The organism is Nocardia cyriacigeorgica NBRC 100375 (assembly GCF_000308555.1).
Classification (GTDB): domain Bacteria; phylum Actinomycetota; class Actinomycetes; order Mycobacteriales; family Mycobacteriaceae; genus Nocardia; species Nocardia cyriacigeorgica.
Window position 1 is genome coordinate 1 of sequence record NZ_BAFY01000020.1, and the last position, 17,772, is coordinate 17,772.

Annotated in this window: 16 protein-coding genes, 1 tRNA gene, 1 other RNA gene and 2 pseudogenes; 11 read left to right on the top strand and 9 right to left on the bottom strand. The window is 68.4% G+C overall.

The annotated features are described in order from the left end of the window. Positions 1–988, top strand: a 988-nt coding sequence (locus RJ05_RS01220) for a WS/DGAT domain-containing protein (protein ID WP_217998991.1), incomplete at its 5' end; no start/stop codon positions are given. Here the strand turns inward: RJ05_RS01220 and RJ05_RS01225 are convergent. Next, on the bottom strand, positions 989–1,441 hold the full coding sequence (locus tag RJ05_RS01225) for an SRPBCC family protein (protein ID WP_211357663.1): 453 nt from the start codon (positions 1,439–1,441) through the stop codon (positions 989–991). A 280-nt stretch (positions 1,442–1,721) separates the two neighbouring features. Here RJ05_RS01225 and RJ05_RS01230 point away from each other — a divergent pair, with 280 nt between their 5' ends. Further along, positions 1,722–2,498 carry an SDR family oxidoreductase gene (locus tag RJ05_RS01230; protein WP_036532014.1) on the top strand — a complete coding sequence of 259 codons (777 nt, stop codon included), beginning with the start codon at positions 1,722–1,724 and terminating at the stop codon, positions 2,496–2,498. A gap of 10 nt (positions 2,499–2,508) precedes the next feature. Here the strand turns inward: RJ05_RS01230 and RJ05_RS01235 are convergent, their stop codons facing one another. Beyond that, positions 2,509–2,865, bottom strand: a complete 357-nt coding sequence (locus tag RJ05_RS01235; RefSeq protein ID WP_228828966.1) for a hypothetical protein — start codon at positions 2,863–2,865, stop codon at positions 2,509–2,511. A gap of 178 nt (positions 2,866–3,043) precedes the next feature. Between RJ05_RS01235 and RJ05_RS01240 the strand changes: the two genes are divergently transcribed. Further along, a complete protein-coding gene (locus RJ05_RS01240; RefSeq protein WP_051016069.1) occupies positions 3,044–4,063 on the top strand; it encodes a phosphatase PAP2 family protein in 1,020 nt (339 codons plus the stop codon). On the opposite strand, the gene RJ05_RS01245 is transcribed toward RJ05_RS01240, so the two are convergent. Next, a complete protein-coding gene (locus tag RJ05_RS01245; protein ID WP_036532017.1) occupies positions 4,044–4,748 on the bottom strand; it encodes a DUF8020 domain-containing protein in 705 nt (234 codons plus the stop codon). The two genes, RJ05_RS01240 and RJ05_RS01245, sit on opposite strands and share 20 nt — an antisense overlap. A gap of 240 nt (positions 4,749–4,988) precedes the next feature. Here RJ05_RS01245 and RJ05_RS01250 point away from each other — a divergent pair, with 240 nt between their 5' ends. Both RJ05_RS01250 and RJ05_RS01255 read left to right on the top strand, forming a co-directional pair. Beyond that, positions 4,989–5,705: an MBL fold metallo-hydrolase gene (locus RJ05_RS01250; RefSeq protein WP_036532019.1), complete on the top strand. Its 717-nt coding sequence runs from the start codon at positions 4,989–4,991 to the stop codon at positions 5,703–5,705. 10 nt (positions 5,706–5,715) lie between these two features. Beyond that, positions 5,716–6,497 (top strand): annotated as a pseudogene (locus RJ05_RS01255) (Mut7-C RNAse domain-containing protein). On the opposite strand, the gene RJ05_RS01260 reads toward RJ05_RS01255, so the two are convergent. The 3 genes from RJ05_RS01260 to RJ05_RS01270 all read right to left on the bottom strand — a co-directional run bounded on the left by RJ05_RS01260 (position 6,494) and on the right by RJ05_RS01270 (position 8,646). Next, positions 6,494–7,384 (bottom strand): preprotein translocase subunit SecD, encoded by an 891-nt coding sequence (locus RJ05_RS01260; RefSeq protein WP_138445794.1) that lies wholly within the window; start codon positions 7,382–7,384, stop codon positions 6,494–6,496. The pseudogene RJ05_RS01255 and the gene RJ05_RS01260 sit on opposite strands and share 4 nt — an antisense overlap. Positions 7,385–7,498: 114 nt before the next feature. Then, a tRNA-Ser gene (locus RJ05_RS01265) sits at positions 7,499–7,583 on the bottom strand. 88 nt (positions 7,584–7,671) lie between these two features. Then, positions 7,672–8,646 (bottom strand): hypothetical protein, encoded by a 975-nt coding sequence (locus tag RJ05_RS01270; RefSeq protein ID WP_036532023.1) that lies wholly within the window; start codon positions 8,644–8,646, stop codon positions 7,672–7,674. Positions 8,647–8,766: 120 nt separating this feature from the next. Here RJ05_RS01270 and ffs point away from each other — a divergent pair. After that, positions 8,767–8,861, top strand: an RNA gene (gene ffs / locus RJ05_RS29720) — signal recognition particle sRNA small type. A gap of 106 nt (positions 8,862–8,967) precedes the next feature. Continuing rightward, positions 8,968–10,257, top strand: a complete 1,290-nt coding sequence (locus RJ05_RS01275) for an aspartate aminotransferase type Ic (protein ID WP_036532026.1) — start codon at positions 8,968–8,970, stop codon at positions 10,255–10,257. A gap of 131 nt (positions 10,258–10,388) precedes the next feature. Here RJ05_RS01275 and RJ05_RS01280 read toward each other — a convergent pair whose 3' ends face one another. Both RJ05_RS01280 and RJ05_RS01285 read right to left on the bottom strand, forming a co-directional pair. Then, the gene (locus tag RJ05_RS01280) at positions 10,389–11,195 is read right to left on the bottom strand and encodes a methyltransferase domain-containing protein (protein WP_036532029.1); all 807 of its coding nucleotides are present in this window, start codon (positions 11,193–11,195) and stop codon (positions 10,389–10,391) included. 150 nt (positions 11,196–11,345) lie between these two features. Next, the gene (locus RJ05_RS01285; RefSeq protein WP_036532032.1) at positions 11,346–11,792 is read right to left on the bottom strand and encodes an acetyltransferase; all 447 of its coding nucleotides are present in this window, start codon (positions 11,790–11,792) and stop codon (positions 11,346–11,348) included. 132 nt (positions 11,793–11,924) lie between these two features. Here RJ05_RS01285 and RJ05_RS01290 point away from each other — a divergent pair, with 132 nt between their 5' ends. The 4 genes and pseudogenes from RJ05_RS01290 (at position 11,925) to RJ05_RS01305 (ending at position 15,783) form a co-directional block, all read left to right on the top strand. Next, the gene (locus tag RJ05_RS01290; protein ID WP_036532034.1) at positions 11,925–12,497 is read left to right on the top strand and encodes an HhH-GPD-type base excision DNA repair protein; all 573 of its coding nucleotides are present in this window, start codon (positions 11,925–11,927) and stop codon (positions 12,495–12,497) included. 128 nt (positions 12,498–12,625) lie between these two features. Next, a complete protein-coding gene (locus tag RJ05_RS01295) occupies positions 12,626–13,186 on the top strand; it encodes a dihydrofolate reductase family protein (protein ID WP_036532036.1) in 561 nt (186 codons plus the stop codon). Positions 13,187–13,349: 163 nt separating this feature from the next. After that, on the top strand, positions 13,350–14,063 hold the full coding sequence (locus tag RJ05_RS01300; protein ID WP_036532038.1) for a DUF8020 domain-containing protein: 714 nt from the start codon (positions 13,350–13,352) through the stop codon (positions 14,061–14,063). A gap of 452 nt (positions 14,064–14,515) precedes the next feature. Beyond that, positions 14,516–15,783 (top strand): annotated as a pseudogene (locus RJ05_RS01305) (ROK family transcriptional regulator). A gap of 191 nt (positions 15,784–15,974) precedes the next feature. Here the strand turns inward: RJ05_RS01305 and RJ05_RS01310 are convergent. Next, on the bottom strand, positions 15,975–17,603 hold the full coding sequence (locus RJ05_RS01310; RefSeq protein ID WP_036532041.1) for a DUF2207 family protein: 1,629 nt from the start codon (positions 17,601–17,603) through the stop codon (positions 15,975–15,977). Between the last annotated feature and the right edge of the window lie 169 nt (positions 17,604–17,772).

Below are 17,772 nucleotides of genomic sequence, written 5' to 3' on the forward strand. Positions count from 1 at the left end.
CCCCTCGTCGCCGTCAGCGGCACCGCCCGCTACGCGGCCACAGCTGACGCGTCGCCTCGCGAGAACCGGGTGCGAACTGTTCCGGGCCGCCGTTGAAGCGGTCCGCCTCGGTTCGGCGGTCGCCGCCATTCCGGTGCGGATGGCGCGCACCATGGCCGGCGGTGTCAGCGCGTTTCGCGCCCAACGTGCGCTGGGGGAGTTGACCGAGGCCGGGAAGTTGCCCGCGGCGGGCGGCGGTTTCGCCGCGAGTGTGTTGAACGGCCCTGGCGAAGTCGGCGGCCATCGGGTCCGGATGATCGTGTGCCCGGCGGCGAAGTTGCGGACGTCGGGGTTCAGCGTGACGGTGCTGGTGTCGACTGCCGTGTCGATCGCGCTGCAGCGGTATCTGGCGCGACGGGGTGCGCTGCCGGACCGGCTGGGTGCGCAAATACCGATGGCGCTGCCCGCACCGGACCGCGCGGCTACCGTCGTCGGCAGATTCATGCGGCGGGCCCAGACGCCGCGCAACAACTACCGCAGCCTCGGCGTCGACCTGTGCGCCGACGAGCCGGACCCGACTCGACGCGCCGAGCGGGTCGCCGCCGATCTGGCCGCACGCCGCCGCCGCGCGGTCCACCCGCTGCTGTCGGTGCAGGACCGCGTCACCGCCTCGTTACCGGCCCCGATCCTGCGCCGCGACGTCGACCGCTACCCGATCGACACCGTCCCCGAAGCGCTCGCCGGCCACACCGTCATCTCCAGCGTCTACCGCGGCCCGGCCGACCTGACATTCGGCGGTGCACCCGTCCTGTTCACCGCGGGATTCCCCGCCCTCGGCGCCGTCATGCACCTCACGCACGGTGTCCACGGTCTCGGCGACACCGTCACGATCTCGGTGCACGCCGACCCCGAAACGATCCCTGACCTCGATCGCTATGCCGATCTGCTGTGCTCGGCCCTGGACGAGGTGAGTGTTGTCGGCCACGATCGCGGCCCAGCCATCGGCTGATCAGGTCTTGCGCACCGCAAGCTGATCGAAGACCCGGCGGTAGTAGGTGGTGAAGAACCGGCGGCCCATCAGCCGCATGACCAGCACGCCGATCCGCGCCGAATTGCTGATCGCGGTGTTGTCCCAGATGCCGTGCACGGTGCTGCCGCCGCCGGCGGTCGGCCGGACGATCACCGTGTGGTAGCTGCCGGCGGCGAGGTCATCGCCGCCGGTCACCGTCATCGTCACCGTGCCGGGCTCCGACCAGTCGTAGTGCCAGGTGGCGCTGATCGGCGGGAAGTCCTGACCCTCGCGGACGTCGGCGCTCGTCTCGCCGACGGCGTAGACCTCGTACGACTTGGCCGACAAGGCGGGCCAGCGGTCCGGGCGCTGGGGCGAGAAGTCGGTCAGTAGTTCGACCACCTGGTCTGGTGTCGCCGCGGTCGCGACGTCGAACTCGAATCGGGTACGCATGGCTGCCACTACTCCTTTGTGTCTTCGAGCAGCGCCTTCGGATTCGCGAAGTTCGAGGCGAAGTCTTTGCGCAGGCCGCGTGTCACCAGTGGGTCCGCGAGTGCGAACAGTCGGGCGCGAACTTCCTATCGAGATCTTCGCACCATCCGTGTGACGGTGGTCACTGTTCGGCCGGGCCGTCACATTCGGCTGTCCGTCCTCGTCTCCAGAGAGAGACCCAAAAACGGCTGATCATCACCGCAGGCGCTCGCCCGGTGACGCGACGGAACGGAGTACGGCGATGCCCACCGACATCTTGCTCACCGGCGGTACGGGGACTCTCGGGCGTCAGGTGACGCCGCTACTGCGCGAAACCGGCGTCCCGTTCCGGGTGCTCAGCCGCCGCGCCCCCGGTACCCGCGACGGCATCGAATACGTCACCGGCGATCTGTCGACGAACGAGGGCGTCGACGCCGCGGTGTCCGGCGCCGACACCATCCTGCATCTGGCCGGTGACGCCAAGACCGACGCCGACACCACCCGAACCCTGATGGAAGCGGCGGCCCGCGCGGGAGTGAGCCACGTCGTCTACATCTCGGTCACCGCGCCGGATTCGCTGCCGGTGCGGTACTACCGGCAGAAGGCGGCCGCCGAGCGGATCGTGGTGCAGTCGGGCGTCCCGTGGACGACGTTGCGGGCCGCGCAGTTCCACGACCTGCTGTTCGGCGTCGTTCGCGCGATGGTGAAATCCCCGGTGGTTCCCGCGCCCGGCGGGTTGCGGGCCCAGCCGGTGGAGACGGCCGAGGTGGCGCAGCGCCTGGTCGAACTCACTCTCGGTGCGCCCGCGGGACTGGTGCGCGATCTGGTCGGTCCCGAGGTGCTCGAGCTGTCCGAACTCACCCGTCAATATCTGCGGGCCACCGGCAAACGTCGGCTGCTGCTGCCGATTCGACTACCGGGGGCGATGGGCCGCGCCTACCGGTCGGGCGACAATCTCGTCTTCGGCTGCGACGTGGGCAAGCGCACCTGGGCCGATTTCCTGGCCGAACACACCGGCCCGGCCGCGCACGCCGGATGAGACGGCTCGCTCAGCGGGCGGTGGCTTCGACGGCGCCCGGCCCGACGCTGGCGCCCTCGAAGAACTGGGTTTCGCTCATGCCGAGGCGCGAGGTGACCAGCTCCAGGGCCAGCCGCACGACCGACGTCTCATCGGGCGCCACTACCTGCGACTGTTCCAGCCGGGACGAACCGCGTTCGACACGGATCCGGCAACGCCAGCCGCGCCCGGTGGAGTACGGCTCGGGGCGCCCGATCATCACGCGCACCGCGGCGCCGTCGACGGTGAACTGCTTGGTGGCCAGCAAATCGCCGGCGGAGGTGTCGGCCGCGATCATGCCGCCACGTCCGGCGCGGGCGCGGTGGCAGCTATTGGTGGTGTTCCCCATCGAAATCTCCCGGTCCCATGCGAACGGCCTGGGAGTCGTGCTGCTCCCGTCGGGCATGACCGTATCGGTTGACGACGAATTCAGCAACACATCAGCAAACGAATTCACCCGGGTGTCATCCGGTGGACTTGTGCCGGATGTAGTCCGAGTAACGGCGTCGTGCGTGGAGACTGGATAGATGGGCGTGCCAACGGCGAACGCTCCGGTCTCGCAACAGCAGCGACCGGCGCGCCGACTGTTTCGTAGCGGGGTCTGGTGCGGGTACCTGGCGGCCCTGGCCGTCGTCAGCATTGTCTTCGGTATACCCACCGATCGCATCTATCAGGCCGCGTGGATCATGGTCGGCATCGCGGCCTTCAATCCGTATCGGCCGTGGCGCGAGCACGTGCGGATCCTGATCGACTGGGTGCCGTTGATCGCGGCGCTGGTGGTGTACGACCACACCCGCGGCATCGCCGACAAACTCGGCATGCCGGTGCGGGTGGAGGAATTGGTCTCGGCGGAGAGTTGGCTGTTCGGCGGCACGATTCCCACGGTGTGGCTGCAGCAGCAGCTGATGACCGGCGACCAGCGGCCGTGGTGGTCGATTCTCACCGGCATCGTCTACACCAGCCATTTCGTCGTCCCGTGGCTGGTGGCGGCCATCTTCTATGTGCAGTCGCGCGGCCGCTGGTCGAAGTACATGCGCCGGATCGTGCTGCTGTCGTACCTGGGCCTGCTCACCTACATCCTGGTGCCCGCCGCGCCGCCCTGGTACGCCTCCCGGGAGGGCGTGATCCCCGAGGACGTGGGCCGGGTCAGCGGCTTCGGGTTCGGCATGGTCTCCTTCGACACGAGTGCCGATTGGCTGGAGGCGCAAGGCAATCTGGTCGCCGCCCTGCCTTCGCTGCACGCCGCATTCTCGCTGATGGTGACGGTGGCGCTGTGGCCGTACGCACCGAAGTGGTTCCGGGTGATCCTGGCGCTGTACCCGCCGGCGATGGCGTTCACCTTGATCTACGGCGGCGAGCACTACACCGTGGATGTGCTGCTGGGCTGGGCCTATGTCGGGGTGACGATCCTGCTCGCGCGGGCATGGGAGAAGCGGAGGCCGCCGCCTCCCGATGAACCGCGTGAGCCGCCGGTGGCCGACACGGAGTCGACTACCGACGGCGCTCGAGACGGGGTGAACCGGCCGCCTACTTCGCGCGCGGGGTGAACGGCTGATTGATCGTGGTGAAGTACTGGATCAGCGCCGCGATGGCGACGGGCGCGGTCACCAGCAGCTGGCCGGCGATGGTGCCGAGGGCGCCCATGGCGATGATGCCGCCGAGGCAGCCGACGGCCGCGGCCGGAATGAACGGTCCGAACATGCCGACGATCGTCGCCGCGGCCACCGTGGCGCCCGCGATACCGCCGAGGACGCAGCCGACGGCCGCGCCGCCGAGACCGCCGACCATCGTGCCGATCGAGGCGCCGGTGGCAATGGTGTCCTTCAGCCTGGTGAAGGCCGCGACCTCGCGGTCGTAGGGGGTGGCCCATCGGGCCTGGTCCTCGAAGGGCAGGGCAACCGGCCGGTAAACGGCGTGCTCGAGATCGAAGCGGGGGGTGAGGGTGGCGGTCAGGCCGTTGATCTCGGCGGCGATCGGGAAGACGAAATCGTCGACCCGGAACTCGAGCGGGGTGCCCGCGAGGACGGTGCCGTCGCCGGCCTTGATCGCGAAGATTCCGCCGTCGGTGCTGAGCGAGCCCGAATCGACGCTGATGACGGTGTTGGACGGGGTGGTGGTCGCGGTGAAGTTGACCGCTGCGGGAGTGTGCGGGTCCGCACCGGCAGGCCCGACCGTGAGGACGGTGGCCGCGATGGCCAGGGTGGACACGGCAGCGATCTTGCGCAAGAACATCGGACGAAACCTCCAGGGCGGCTGCTGATTCGAAGACGCCGGTAACCTCGCAGGCGCGGCTGAAGCCAGTCTGAAGCAACCTGAACGCGTCTTCAGCAAACGTGTTCCCGGCAGTGGAAACCGACCGAATACCTGTTCGAAGGACATTCCGGCGGCCGATATTCGCGAGTAAACTGCGAGACCGGTGTTCGACGCGCGTGTTCATGCAGTGGGGGGTAGGTACTAGCAGGGGATTCGGTTATGGATACCCACACCGACGAGATCGCGGACGGCATCTATCGCATCTCGACATTCATTCCTGAGGTCGGGCCCGCGGGGTTCACCTTCAATCAATTCTTGGTCGACGCCGAGGAACCATTGCTGTTCCACTGCGGCATGCGGGCACTGTTCCCGCTGGTATCGGCGCAGATCGAGCGGATACGGCCGGTCGAGCAGCTGCGCTGGATCACCTTCGGCCACGTCGAGGCCGACGAATGCGGCGCCATGAATCTGTTCCTCGCGGCCGCACCGAACGCCCAGGTCGCCCACGGTGTGATGGGTTGCGAGGTCTCCATCGACGATATAGCCGACCGACCGCCGCGCCGGATGGCCGACGGCGAGGTGCTCGATATCGGCGGCCGCCTGATCCAGCATTTCGACACCCCGCACGCCCCGCACAATTGGGAGGCGCGAGTGCTCTACGAGCAGACCACCGGGGTGCTGTTCTGCGGCGATCTGATGACCCAGCTCGGCAAAGGCCCGGCCCTGACCTCTGCCGACCTGGTGGAGCCCGCCGCGGTGGCCGAAGACCTCTTCCACTCGACCTCGCTCGGCCCGGCCGTCCCCGCTGCGCTGTACAAGCTCGCGGAGCTTCAGCCGACCACTCTGGCGATCATGCACGGCTCCAGCTTCGTCGGTGACGGAGCGACGGCCATGCGCGCGCTGGCCGGGGAGTACGAGCGGCGGCTGGCCGCCTGACAAGGCAGCCATGTCAGCAGGTGTCGAACTCCGCGTCTACGCCGAGCTGAACGACTTCCTGCCGCCGCAGGCGCGGTACCGGATGCTGTGGCGCCCGGTGCGCTCGCATCAGACGGTCAAGGATGTGGTGGAAGCGGCGGGCGTGCCGCATACCGAGATCGATCTGCTGCTGGTCAACGGCGAATCGGTCGATTTCGGTCACCGCCCGCGTCCGGGTGACCGGCTCGCGGTGTATCCGATGTTCGAGACCCTCGATATCGGATCGCTGACCCGGGTGCGGCCCCGGCCGTTGCGGGAGCCGCGGTTCCTCGTCGACGTCAACCTCGGCGGCCTGGCCCGGCTCATGCGGCTGATGGGGCTCGACATCCGCTGCGAATTCCACGCCGACGACGCCGAGCTCGCCCAGATCTCGGCCGCCGAACACCGCATCCTGCTCACCCGCGACCGCGGACTGCTCGCGCGGCGCATCGTCACCCACGGGGTGTTCGTGCGCGCGGACCGGCCGGTGGACCAGATCGTGGAGGTATCACCCGGCTCGATCTCGCCGACCGGCTCGCCCCGCTCACCCGCTGCGTGCGTTGCGGCGGCCTGCTGGCCGAGGTCGACAAGAGCCAGGTGGCCGATCGGCTGCAACCGCTGACCCTGCGCTATTACGACACCTTCCGGCAGTGTCGCGGCTGCGGGCGCGTCTACTGGGCAGGTGCTCATCAGCGTCGGCTCGATGACCTGATCGCCCGAATCCTCGCCGGCGTGGAGGCGCGCACGCGGGCCGCGTCCCGTCACGACACCTAGCGTTCGGCGAACGGCACCGGAAGCTTGCCGAAGCGCAGCGAGTTGGCCAGCTCCCCGGCCGATTCGGCGGTGAAGTTTCCGGCGATCTGGGTCTGGCCGGCCGACGTCGGCGAGACGACCATCGGCGCGCTGACCACCACGGTGTCGACCACGAAAGCGATGCGCCGGTTCACGTTCTCGGTGGTGAGGGCCTCGAACCGATCGGCGGCTTCGGCGGTGAACGTCACGTCGACCACATGGCGGTTCGACTGTGGATCGAGGTGGGCGCGCGCATCGGAGATCGCCCGATTGTCGAGCACCGAGGGGCCGAGTAGCAGCACTTCGGAGCCGTCGGCGGCACAGGTGACCAGCGGCAGCGCCGGATCGTCGGCCCCGCGCAGCGGATCGGTTGCGGCGCAGTCGAGTTCGGCGATCGCCTGTTGCTGCACCGCGGGATCGCTGCTCTGCCTGGAAATTTTGGCCGCAGTCGCGTCGGGTGCGGCCGGGCCCGAGCCCGTCGGGGGCACCGCGGTGAGAACCGGGCGGACGGCCAGCTCGCCGGTCTGCGCGAGCCTGCGAGCGGCGGAGCCATCGTCGTCGGGGACGGTGATCACCAGCGTGTCGTCTTTGATCGTGACGGTCGTGCCGGCCAACCCCATACCCTCGGCGCGCCACTGAATGATCTGCTTGGCCGCGCTCATCGTTTCCGGTGTCGGCGGTGTGCCGTCGGCGGTGCGTGCGGTGAGGACCACGGGGATGCCCGGCGGCGCTTGCGTCGTCGATGCGGGCGTCGTGGTCGGCTCGGGTAAGGCCTGACCGGCGGTGTCGCATCCGGTGACCAGGGCCACGCCGCAGATCAGCGTTACCGCGGCCCGCATCCGTCCGGACCGCACCCATTTGCTGCTCATCGGAACCCCCCGATCTCGGCTGTGTCCGTCCGAGGGTAATCGACGGGCCCGACAGCGCCCACCACAAACGAAAACCGGCCCGGTTGCTCATCGCATCCGGGCCGGTTCTCTCGGCGGAGGATAGGGGATTTGAACCCCTGAGGGCGTTAACCCAACCCGCGTTCCAGGCGAGCGCCATAGGCCACTAGGCGAATCCTCCGTGGTGCAGTATACCGGCTGGACCCTGGGCGATGCCAAACGGGCCGGTCGCGGCGCTCATCCGCCCCTGGTGCGCGGTGTGGCGCCGGTTATTTGCGCAGGGCGTCGAGCACCTTCTTGACCTGCGCGCGGGCCGCGGCGTCGATGCCGTCACGGTCGAAGCTGCTCATGGACGAGACGCTGATCTCGACCTTGACCGAGATATTGCTGTCGTTGACGGCGACGACGTGGTCGAGCGTGCTCGGGATGTAGTTGTAGGTGTGTTCCTGGGTGGCGTAGTAGCCGCGCTCGCCGATATCGCTCACCGTGCCGTGGTCGTAGCCGGTGCCGGTGGTTCCGGTGTCGAACTGCTTCCACATGTCGAAGCGGGGTTCGTCCTGGTACTTGGTGTCGAAGGCGACCTCGAGCGACAGCGACGCGTCGCCGCCGTCCTCGCCGGGGTTGGTGTTCTTGGCCCGGCAGCTCAGATCGCCGCCGCCGATGCGATCCATCGGCCCGTCCTCTTTGTGGGTGGTCTCCTCGCGGTTGACCGCCCACTGTTCGAGAACGCTGAGGTCGACCAGCTCGCAGGCGTTGCCCTCCTTGAAGGCGTAATCGCCTTCCCATGGCTCGTCGCCGCCGGAATCGGAGACGCTGGAGGCGATGGCGATCACACCGCCGATGACCACGAGCAGCACCACCGCGGCGATCGAACCGCCGATGATCCACGGCGCCTTGTTGCTCGGCCGCGGTGGCGGCGGCATGAAGCCTGCCGGCGGGACCGGCTGGCCGGGCGCCCACTGCTGTTGCGGGCCCGGCGGGTAGGGGTTGGCGCCGCTGGGATAGGGATTGGCCCCCGGATACGGCGTGGCCCCACTGGCGTAGGGGTTGGCGCCGCTGCCGTACGGGTCGCCGGGCGGGTTGAGATCCGAGCGCAGGATGGTCGGGTCGGCCACCGGCTGGTTCAGGTCGGATCGCAGGATGGTCGGATCCGCCCTGGACGGGTCGGCCCCTTGACCGGTGTTCGGTGTCTCCCACCACTGCGGTTCCGGGCCGCCGCTGCCGGGCGGATTCTGGTTGGTCATCTGTCGATCCCCTCGTGCCTGAGGGCAAAGCCCCTCCGGTATTCCCAAGGATCGTAGCCAGCGATCTTGTCGCGCGCCGCCCCCTGTCTGCACGGCAGGCGAGGGACCGCTACACTGGCCGACGGATCCCGCGCGGCGCGCATCCTGTGAACTCCCCCAGGGCCGGAAGGCAGCAAGGGTCAACGGGCTCTGCCGGGTGCGCGGGGTCCCCTTTTTTATTGCCCCCAATTCGCAGCAATCGCCGGGTAACGTTGACCGGGGTGTGCCGAGTGATCGGCCCCCGTTCCCCTTACCCCACGCTGCTTGGAAAGGCTGCCAAGGATGCCCCGGCAAACGCAGATCGGTTTGATGAGCCATGAGGAGCTCGTGTCCGAACACGAGACCCAGACCGCGAATTACGCGACGCTCAAGACCGAAAAGCTCACGCTGGACCTGACCAGGGGTAAACCCTCGCCGGAACAACTCGACCTGTCCGCCGCCCTGCTCGCGCTGCCCGGCGACGGCGATTTCCGCGACGGCACCGGCACCGACTGCCGCAACTACGGCGGCCTGCACGGCCTGCCCGAACTGCGCGCCATCTTCGGCGAGCTGCTCGGCATCCCGGTCTCGAACCTGCTCGCGGGCAACAACGCCAGCCTCGAGCTGATGCACGACGTCATCACCTTCGCCACTCTCTACGGCACCCCGGATTCACCGCGCCGCTGGGCCGACGAGCCGACGGTGAAGTTCCTGTGCCCCAGCCCCGGCTACGACCGGCACTTCGCGATCACCGAGGCGCTCGGCTTCGAGATGATCCCGATCCCGATGCGCCACAACGGCCCCGACACCCAGGCCGTCGCCGCGCTGCTGGCCGAGGACCCGCAGATCAAGGGCCTGTGGGCGGTGCCGAACTACTCCAACCCCACCGGCGTCGTCTTCTCCGAAGACGTGGTGCGCGAACTGGTTTCGATGCCCGCCGCCGCCCCCGACTACCGGTTGTTCTGGGACAACGCCTACGCGGTGCACCCGCTCACCGACACCGCCGCCCCGGTGCTCGACGTGCTCGGCATGGCCGAGGCCGCGGGTAACCCGAACCGCCCCTTGGTGTTCGCCTCGACCTCCAAGATCACCTTCGCCGGCGCGGGAGTGAGCTTCATCGGCGCGTCCACCGCCAACCTGGACTGGTACCTGAGCCACGCGGGCAAGAAGAGCATCGGCCCGGACAAGATCAACCAGCTGCGTCACCTGCGCTTCTTCACCGACGCCGCCGGGGTGCGCGCGCATATGCAGAAGCATCGGGCGCTGCTCGAGCCGAAGTTCGCGCTGGTGCTGAAGATTCTCGAGGACCGGCTGGGCCCGTCGAAGGTCGCGTCCTGGACCGAACCCAAGGGCGGCTATTTCATCAGCCTCGACGTCATGGAGGGCACCGCAGCCAGGGTGATCAGCCTGGCCAAGGACGCCGGAATCGCGCTGACGGCCGCCGGTTCGGCCTTCCCGTACCGGAAAGACCCGGAAGACAAGAACATTCGGATCGCGCCGAGCTTCCCGTCGCTGGACGAGTTGGCCAAGGCGATGGACGGCCTTGCCACCTGCGTGCTGCTGGCGGCGACCGAGAAGATGCTGGGGAAGTAAGCCGGATCCGGCACCGCTCCGAGGAGGCAGGGGAGGCCGGACGCGCGCCGATCCTGGCTGGGGGTGGCTCGACGTAATGAACCCGCGGCGCCTACCTCGCGCCGCGGGTTTCGTCGTCTCGATGGGCCGGATCAGGCGGGCTTGTGCGCGAGCACCGCGAACATCGTCACCGACAGGTGGATATCGCCGCTCGCCGCACCGGCGGCCAGATCGGCCAGCAGCTGGTCGCGCTCGGCCTCGGTGATCGAACCACGCGCCACCGCCATCGCCGAGATCCGCGAGACGAGCGCGCCGGCACCGGCCGAACGCTGCTGGACCAGGGCGTGCGAGCCGATATCGTCGACGATCAGCCCGGCCTTGGTGAGCTGGCCTGGCAGGTGGCGGCCGGAGAACGGATTGGTGGTCGCGGAGATGAGGGTGTCGACCACCCCGCGCACCACCCGGTGATCGCCGGGATGCACGATCGCGGTGCCCCAATCTGCGTCCACCACCACGACCCGTCCGCCGGGTTTCACCACGCGCGCGATCTCGCGGGCGGCGCGGTCGGGGGCGGTGAGGTGCTGGAAGACGCGCTCACAGAGGACCGCGTCGAAGGTGTCGGCGCCGAACGGGATGCCGTAGGCGTCGCCGGAATGGAATTTCGCCCGCGAGCCGAGCTGGGCGGCGTTGCGCTCGGCCGCGGCCAGCAGATGCGGGTCGGGCTCGACACCGAGGGCAGTGCCGGTCGGGCCGACGGCCTCGGCGAAGGTGATGACCTCCGAGCCGGTGCCGGAGCCGATGTCGACGGCGGTCTCACCGGGACGCAACGCGAGCGCTTGATGCGCCCAGTCGCGCAAACGCGACAATCCGGGCAGCGCGGCCTCCAGGTCGCGCACATCGATCAGTTGTTCCTGGCCCGCCGAGTCGAAGCGGTCGGGACGTAACCCGAAGCTGTTCATTGGTGCATCCATCGTGGGTGTTGCGGATGTGGGTATCGCCGTTTGTGGCATGTGCCGAGCCTACGTGTGCGGGTCGGCACTCGCGACGCAGGTCTGTGACTGCTGTCACTACCGCCGGGTAACCTGGCGGCGGAGTTTGCGCAGGTCCGGCTACCGCAGGCCCAGATGCACGATCGGAAACGGGCGGCCCTCCGAGTCGGTCGCCGAGCGCCCGAGCCGGGCGAATCCGTGGTGCTCGTAGAAGCCGAGTGCCCGCGGATTCTGCTCGTTCACATCCACCAGCAGCCGCGGGTTGTCCGCCACGGCGGCGGCGAGCAGGGCCGACCCGGCCCCTGTGCCGTGCTGGGCCGGGTCGACGAACAGCATCTCGAGTTTGCCCTCGGCCACGCCGGAGAAACCGATGGAAACGCCGTCGCGCTCGGCGACCGAGAGCCGCACCTGCGGCAGATAAGCCGGCATGCGTGACTCGTAGAAATCGATGTCGTCGGGCGAGAGGAAGTCGTGGGTCGCGGTGACCGCCGCGCGCCAGATGCGGATCAACGCAGGCCATTCATCCCGTCCGGTGCAGGCGCGCACCACCACTTCGGCCTCGTCCATGCCGGAGACGCTACGAAACACCGCGTCCGGTTTCCACTCCTTTCCGCGCGCAGGCCGCGACCGGGTTCGTGCATGGGACGCGGCCGGGGTGGGATGATCGGGGAACATCCGGACCGCTAGGAGGAGCGCAGCATGGCCAAGTTGACTCTCGCGCAGGAACCGGAGGCCGACGAGCTGCTGTCGGAGAGCTCGCTGGCCCTGGTCATCGGCATGTTGCTGGACCAGCAGTATCCGCTCGAGCACGCCTTCCGTGGCCCGAAGAAGATCGCCGACCGGATGGGCGGGCTCGATATCCACCGGATCGCCGAGGCCGACACCGCCGAGTTCGAAGAACTGTGCGCGACCCCGCCGGCCATCCACCGCTACGGCCGCTCGATGGCCCGGCGCACCCAGGACCTCGCGCGCTACCTCATCGAGCACTACAACGGCGACGTCGAGGCCATCTGGACGCAGGGCGACCCGGACGGGAAAGAGGTACTTCGCCGCCTCAAGGACCTGCCCGGCTACGGCGATCAGAAGGCCCGAATCTTCCTCGCCCTGCTCGGCAAACAACTCGGCGTGCGACCCGCGGGTTGGGAGGAGGCGGCCGGCGCCTATGCCGAACCCGGCTCGCGCCGCTCCGCCGCCGACATCGTCGACGCCGAATCCCTGCAAGAAGTCCGAGCCTTCAAGAAGCAGATGAAGGCAGCCGCGAAGAAAAGCTGAGCACGCCGTCGAGAACTACCTGAGCGGAGCTGCTCTCGACGGATGCCTCGCTCTTGTGGCTCTCGGCGATGAATCGGCGGGGGCGGGCTCGTCTGTATCGATAGAGGACGAGACCGAGGAGGTTGATCATGCGTTCGCTGGTGATCACGGAGAACATCACGCTGGACGGGTCCATCGAGATGCTGGGGGATTGGTTCGATCCGCAGGAGTCCGGCGAGGCGGATGGCTCCGATCTGCTGGCGGAGCTGCACCGGCAGAACAGCCGGATGGGGGCATTGTTGCTCGGTCGGCAGACGTTCGAGGATTTCCGCGGCTACTGGCCGCTCCAGACCGACGACACCACCGGCATCACGGCCTCGCTGAACGCGGCCGACAAGTACGTGGTGTCGTCCACGATGACCGACCCGCAATGGCAGAACTCCACGATTCTGTCCGGCGACCCGGTGACCGAGGTGCGCGCACTCAAGCAGCGGTCCGGCAACGAGATCGTGCTCACCGGCAGTATCACGCTGTGCCACAGCCTGATCGACGCGGGTCTTGTGGACGAGTACCGGTTGTTCTTCTACCCGACCGTGCAGGGCGGCGGGCGCAGGCTCTTTCCCGATGGCTATCGGATTCCTAAGCTGAAATTGCTGGACACCAAGAGTTTTCGCAACGGGGTGTCCTACTCGTCGTACGCGCCCGCCTAGGAACGTGTGGATGAACACCGCTGCGAGCCGGTCCGAGTCGGGCGGCTCGCAGCGGTGAACTGCTCGACTCATTGGAATCTCGCCGCATTTTAATCTCGGCCCCGGACGCAATTCCGCCGATGCTGTTCCTCGGAAGTTTCAGTGAGATGAGGGATAGCGTTTCATGAAGATGAGGAAGCTGGCCGTTATCGCGGCATTGGTGACCGTCGCGACCGGCGTGGCTGCCGGAACATCGGGTGCGGCGCCGGAAAAAGACACCGGCGCCGTCGGTTTCACCGCACAGGCGACGGAAACACAGTCGATCATCACCACGGATGCCGGATCGCTGGTGGTAGAAGACGACACATTCAAGGTCAAGGCCGCGGACGGAACCGTGCTCGCCGGAACACCGCTGCGTTTCCGGGTCGATGAATTCGAATTCCCGATCGCCGCGCAGATTTCGGACCGCACCGCGACGTTGACGCCGCAATTCGATCTCGCGCACGCGGTCTACAAGCTGGTTGCGTTGCCATTCGAGGACAAAGCGCCCTTCAAGTCCGAATACGATCGGGAAAAGGACGCCTGGACCCGGCTGACGAGCACCATCGCGATGGGAGCCACGGTCGGCACGCTGGTCGGCGGGCTCGGCGGCGCGGCCGTCGGCTGCGTGCTCGGCGGCATCGCGGGCGCAACGGTCGCCTCGGCCACCATCATCGGCCTGTTCGGTCCGTTCATTCCGGCGGCCGCGGTGGGCTGCGTCGGCGGGATTCTCGCCGTCGGCGCGCTCGGCACGGTGGCCGGGCAATTGCTGGTGACCGCACCTGTGGCGATCGGGGCCGCGATTCAGTACTTCTCGACGATCAACCAGCCGTTCCCGGCGCCGGCACCCGCGAAGTAGGTCTCGTGGTCGTCGGCCGATCCCGTCCGGTCCGCGGCTGATCCCTGGCGATCCGAACCCCGCCGAGCAATGCTCGGTGGGGATTTCGGCGTGTTGTCCTCTAGACCGCTGCCCGCTGTCTGGCCTACGTACTGCCACAGGTCTTCATGATTCGTCAGGCAACGCTTTCACCTGCGGAAACAGTTGTGTCCGGGCGCACATCGGCGTGCCGGGGCTTGGTGCGTCGCGCGAATCGGTGTTACCTTCGATCGCATGTTCACCGGCCGCATCACCGCTCAGCGCGTCACCTATGTGACCGCTGGCCTCGGTCTGCGGCTCCCGCTCACGTGGGAACTGTGTTGTCCCTGCTGCCGCGGCTGAGCGAGTTCTCCGGGATCTCCCGCTCGCGCGTTGCCGCCTCGCCACACGTGTAGGCACGTCCCGTTCTCGGGACTTCAGCAAGGAATCCACAGATGTCCCTTCCTACCCTGGAACGTCCCGTTTCTCGGTCCACCGCCCGTGTCCGCAACACCCGTCCGGTCGTCGTCGCGCCGGAGCTACGGATCTCCGACAATCCGGCCGCCGCGGTGCTGCGGGCCGCAACCGGCGGCCCGATCTCTCGCGACAATGCCGCTCGCACAACAGGTTTGAGTATCGCGACGGTCAACCGTCAGGTATCGGCGCTGCTGACGGCCGGTCTGCTGCGCGAACGTCCCGACCTCACTGCCTCCGGTGCGGTCGGCCGTCCCCGCGTGCCGTTCGAGATCGACCACGACTCGTACCTGACGATCAGCGTGCACATCGGCGCTGCTGCCACCAAGATCGTCGCCGCCGACCTGCGCGGACGCATCCTCGGCGGCCTGGCCATCGCCACCCCGCAGACCGGCCAGGAATTCGCCGTCACCACCGTCGCCCGCAGCGCCCGCGCCTTCCTACAGCGCTGGCATCGACGTAAACCGCTGTGGGCCGGGGTCGCGATCGGCGGCCGCGTCGACCCGCAGGCCGGTGTGGTCGACCATCCCAAGCTCGGCTGGCGGGCCGCCCCGCTGGGTGCGGTGCTCGCCGAGGTGCTCGAACTGCCGGTGTCGGTGGCGCCGCACGTCGAGGCCATGGCCGCGTCGGAACTGCTGCTACCCACCGGTGACCGGGACGTCACCGGACTCGCCAAAGGCAGCAGCCTCTACTTCTACGTCCGCGAAACCGCCGGTGTCGCCGTCACTTTGGACGGCCGCGTGCACACGCCCAGCAACGGCCCCGGCTCCATCGCGCACCTACCCACCGGCTCCGACGTCGAATGCACCTGCGGCCGCAAGGGCTGCTTCGAGGTGACCGTCGGCGACCGTGCCCTGCACGCCCGCGCCGTCGGCCGCGGCATCATCCCCGCCCACAACGGCACCGCAGGCACCACCATCGCCGACCTCTACCGCGCCGCCGCCGACGGTTCCCAGCCGGCCCGCGACCTCCTGGCCGAACGCGCGACAACGCTGGGCCAGACCGTCGCCCTCATCCGCGACCTCCTCAACCCCGACCGAGTAGTCCTGGGCGGCCAAGCCTTCACCACCTACCGCCCCGCCCTATCCCACGTCTCCCGAGCCTTCAACCACTCGACAGCCCTCCCCCCACCGACATCCGCATAACCGGCTTCGCCCCCAAAGTCCAAGAATTCGCCGCGGTCGTAACCTCCCTGAGCCCCCTCTACGCCGACCCCCTGACAGCCCTCCGCCGCGCAACCCTCAGCTAGCCGCACGAGGGGGACATCAGACTGGCAAGACCGGCGTGTCGCCTGCCTCATGTACCACTCACCGGCTGGCAATCAGGGGTGGGTGGTGCAAGGCCGGTGCTGTTGGCTGTTTGCGCCCTTGGTGGTGTACGGCCCCGAAAACGAAGCGGAGCCCGGCAGCGGATGGGCTGCCGGGCTCCGGTCGGGGATTGTCAGTTCCCTGCGGGGAACAGCCCTTCCACAGCGGTGATGAAGTACGGGAAGTGGCCGGCGAAGCGGTGGAGGTTGCGGTCGCGGTCGAAGCCGCCGAACCAGTAGAGGCCGGGCCGGCGGTCGGCGCTGGGGTCGAGGTCGCGGAAGGTGCGGATCCAGTTGTCGGCGCGGCCGGTGATGACGGTGAACGGGAGGGCGCGGGAGAAGACGAGCTCCTGGTCGGCGGGGGGAATGGAGTCGCGGCGCAGGGCGTCGAGGCCGCGTTGCAGGGCACGGACCTGGCCGGTGAGGGTGCGGCCGTGGGCGGTGCGGGTGGGCAGGAAACGGGGCAGCAGCAGCGCGGCCACACCGGCGAGTGCGATGGCGACGCCGACGAGGGCGTGGCCGGAGGTGAGGGCGAGGCCGATGGTCGCGCCTACACCGACCACGAGCAGACCGATACCCAACCAGATCGGCAGCTTCCGCCGGGTCTGGTCGATGAGCGCACCGCGCTCGACCGCATCGGCCAGCATCGCTTCGCGCACCGGCCCGGCCTGCACCCGTCCGGGCGCGCGCAATTCGCTCACGGTGACGGCCTCGGCGCCGCCGGGCAGCAGCGCCTCGTAGACGGCGCGCTCGTACGGCCGCAGCTGATCGTCGGCCGGGTTCACCCGGGTGATGCGCCAGTCCGAATCGCTGATCGGCGCGATCCACAGGTAACGCCGCACCGCGAGATCGACCACGGTGGCGGCGATATCGGTCGGGTCGGCGCTCTCGTCGAGCAGCACACCGGCCTCGCCGGGCAGGATGCCGTCGGGTGAAGTGAACTGCGCCTTGCCGTCCTCGCGCAGCACCGGGTCGATGGTGCCGGTGCCCGCCTCGGCCTGCTGACGTCGCGCGCGGAACACATACGCCGCCGCGGCCGCGAGGGCCAGCAGCAGCACACCGAACGCGGCCAGCACCGGAGCGGTGATATCGAAGGCGGTCGAGCCGGTTTCGCGGATCTCGGCATTGGCCGGCACGGTGCCCGGCGGGATCTGCAACGTCAGGTCGATGGCGTCGCCCTTGTTGAGGTCGGTCTGCTCCAGGTAGAGCACGCCGTCGGCCTCGATGTGCACGTCGGCACACGGCTTGCTCGCGTTCGGCGGGCCGAGTTTGCAATCAACGATGCCCATTTCGAAGCTCGGGCTGATCAGCGAGGCGGTGATGGAGGCGATATCGGCGTTCATCACCCCCACCCAGTGGAACAGCTGGGTGCCCTCCTGCTCGCTGACGGTGTTGTTCACCGAGTAGCTGAAACTCGACTGGCCGGGATCGGCGCGCACGGTGAACAGGTCGCCTTCGACCTTCGCCGTGCCCGCGCCCTCGGCGGTGATATCGGTGACCTCGAAGACCCGTTCGGCGCCCTCGCCCGCAGGTACTCGCAGCGGCACCGTCATGGTGAACTTGTCGCCCTCGGGGACGGTGATCTGCTCTTTGACCTCGAGCACGCCCTCCCGGCTGAGTTTGAGGTCGGCGACGATGGTGATGCCGTCGGCGACAGCTTCCTGCGCATGGGCTACCGGTGCGGTCGCGGGCGTTCCCATCGCGAGCAATCCGACGATGGCGATAAGCAGCGCGCCGACGGCGCCCCCCCGAAGAGTCAGCATGAGTGCCTACTCTAAACAGCTTGCTATCCTGCGTCAGCGGCTGTCGGCGAAGATGAGGACGAGGGGGTACGGGGGAGTGACTCAACCACCGTACGGCTATGGGCCGGTCCCGCCCGGTGGACGCCCGATCCCACCCGGGCATCGCCCGCCGCCCTATGGACCACGACCG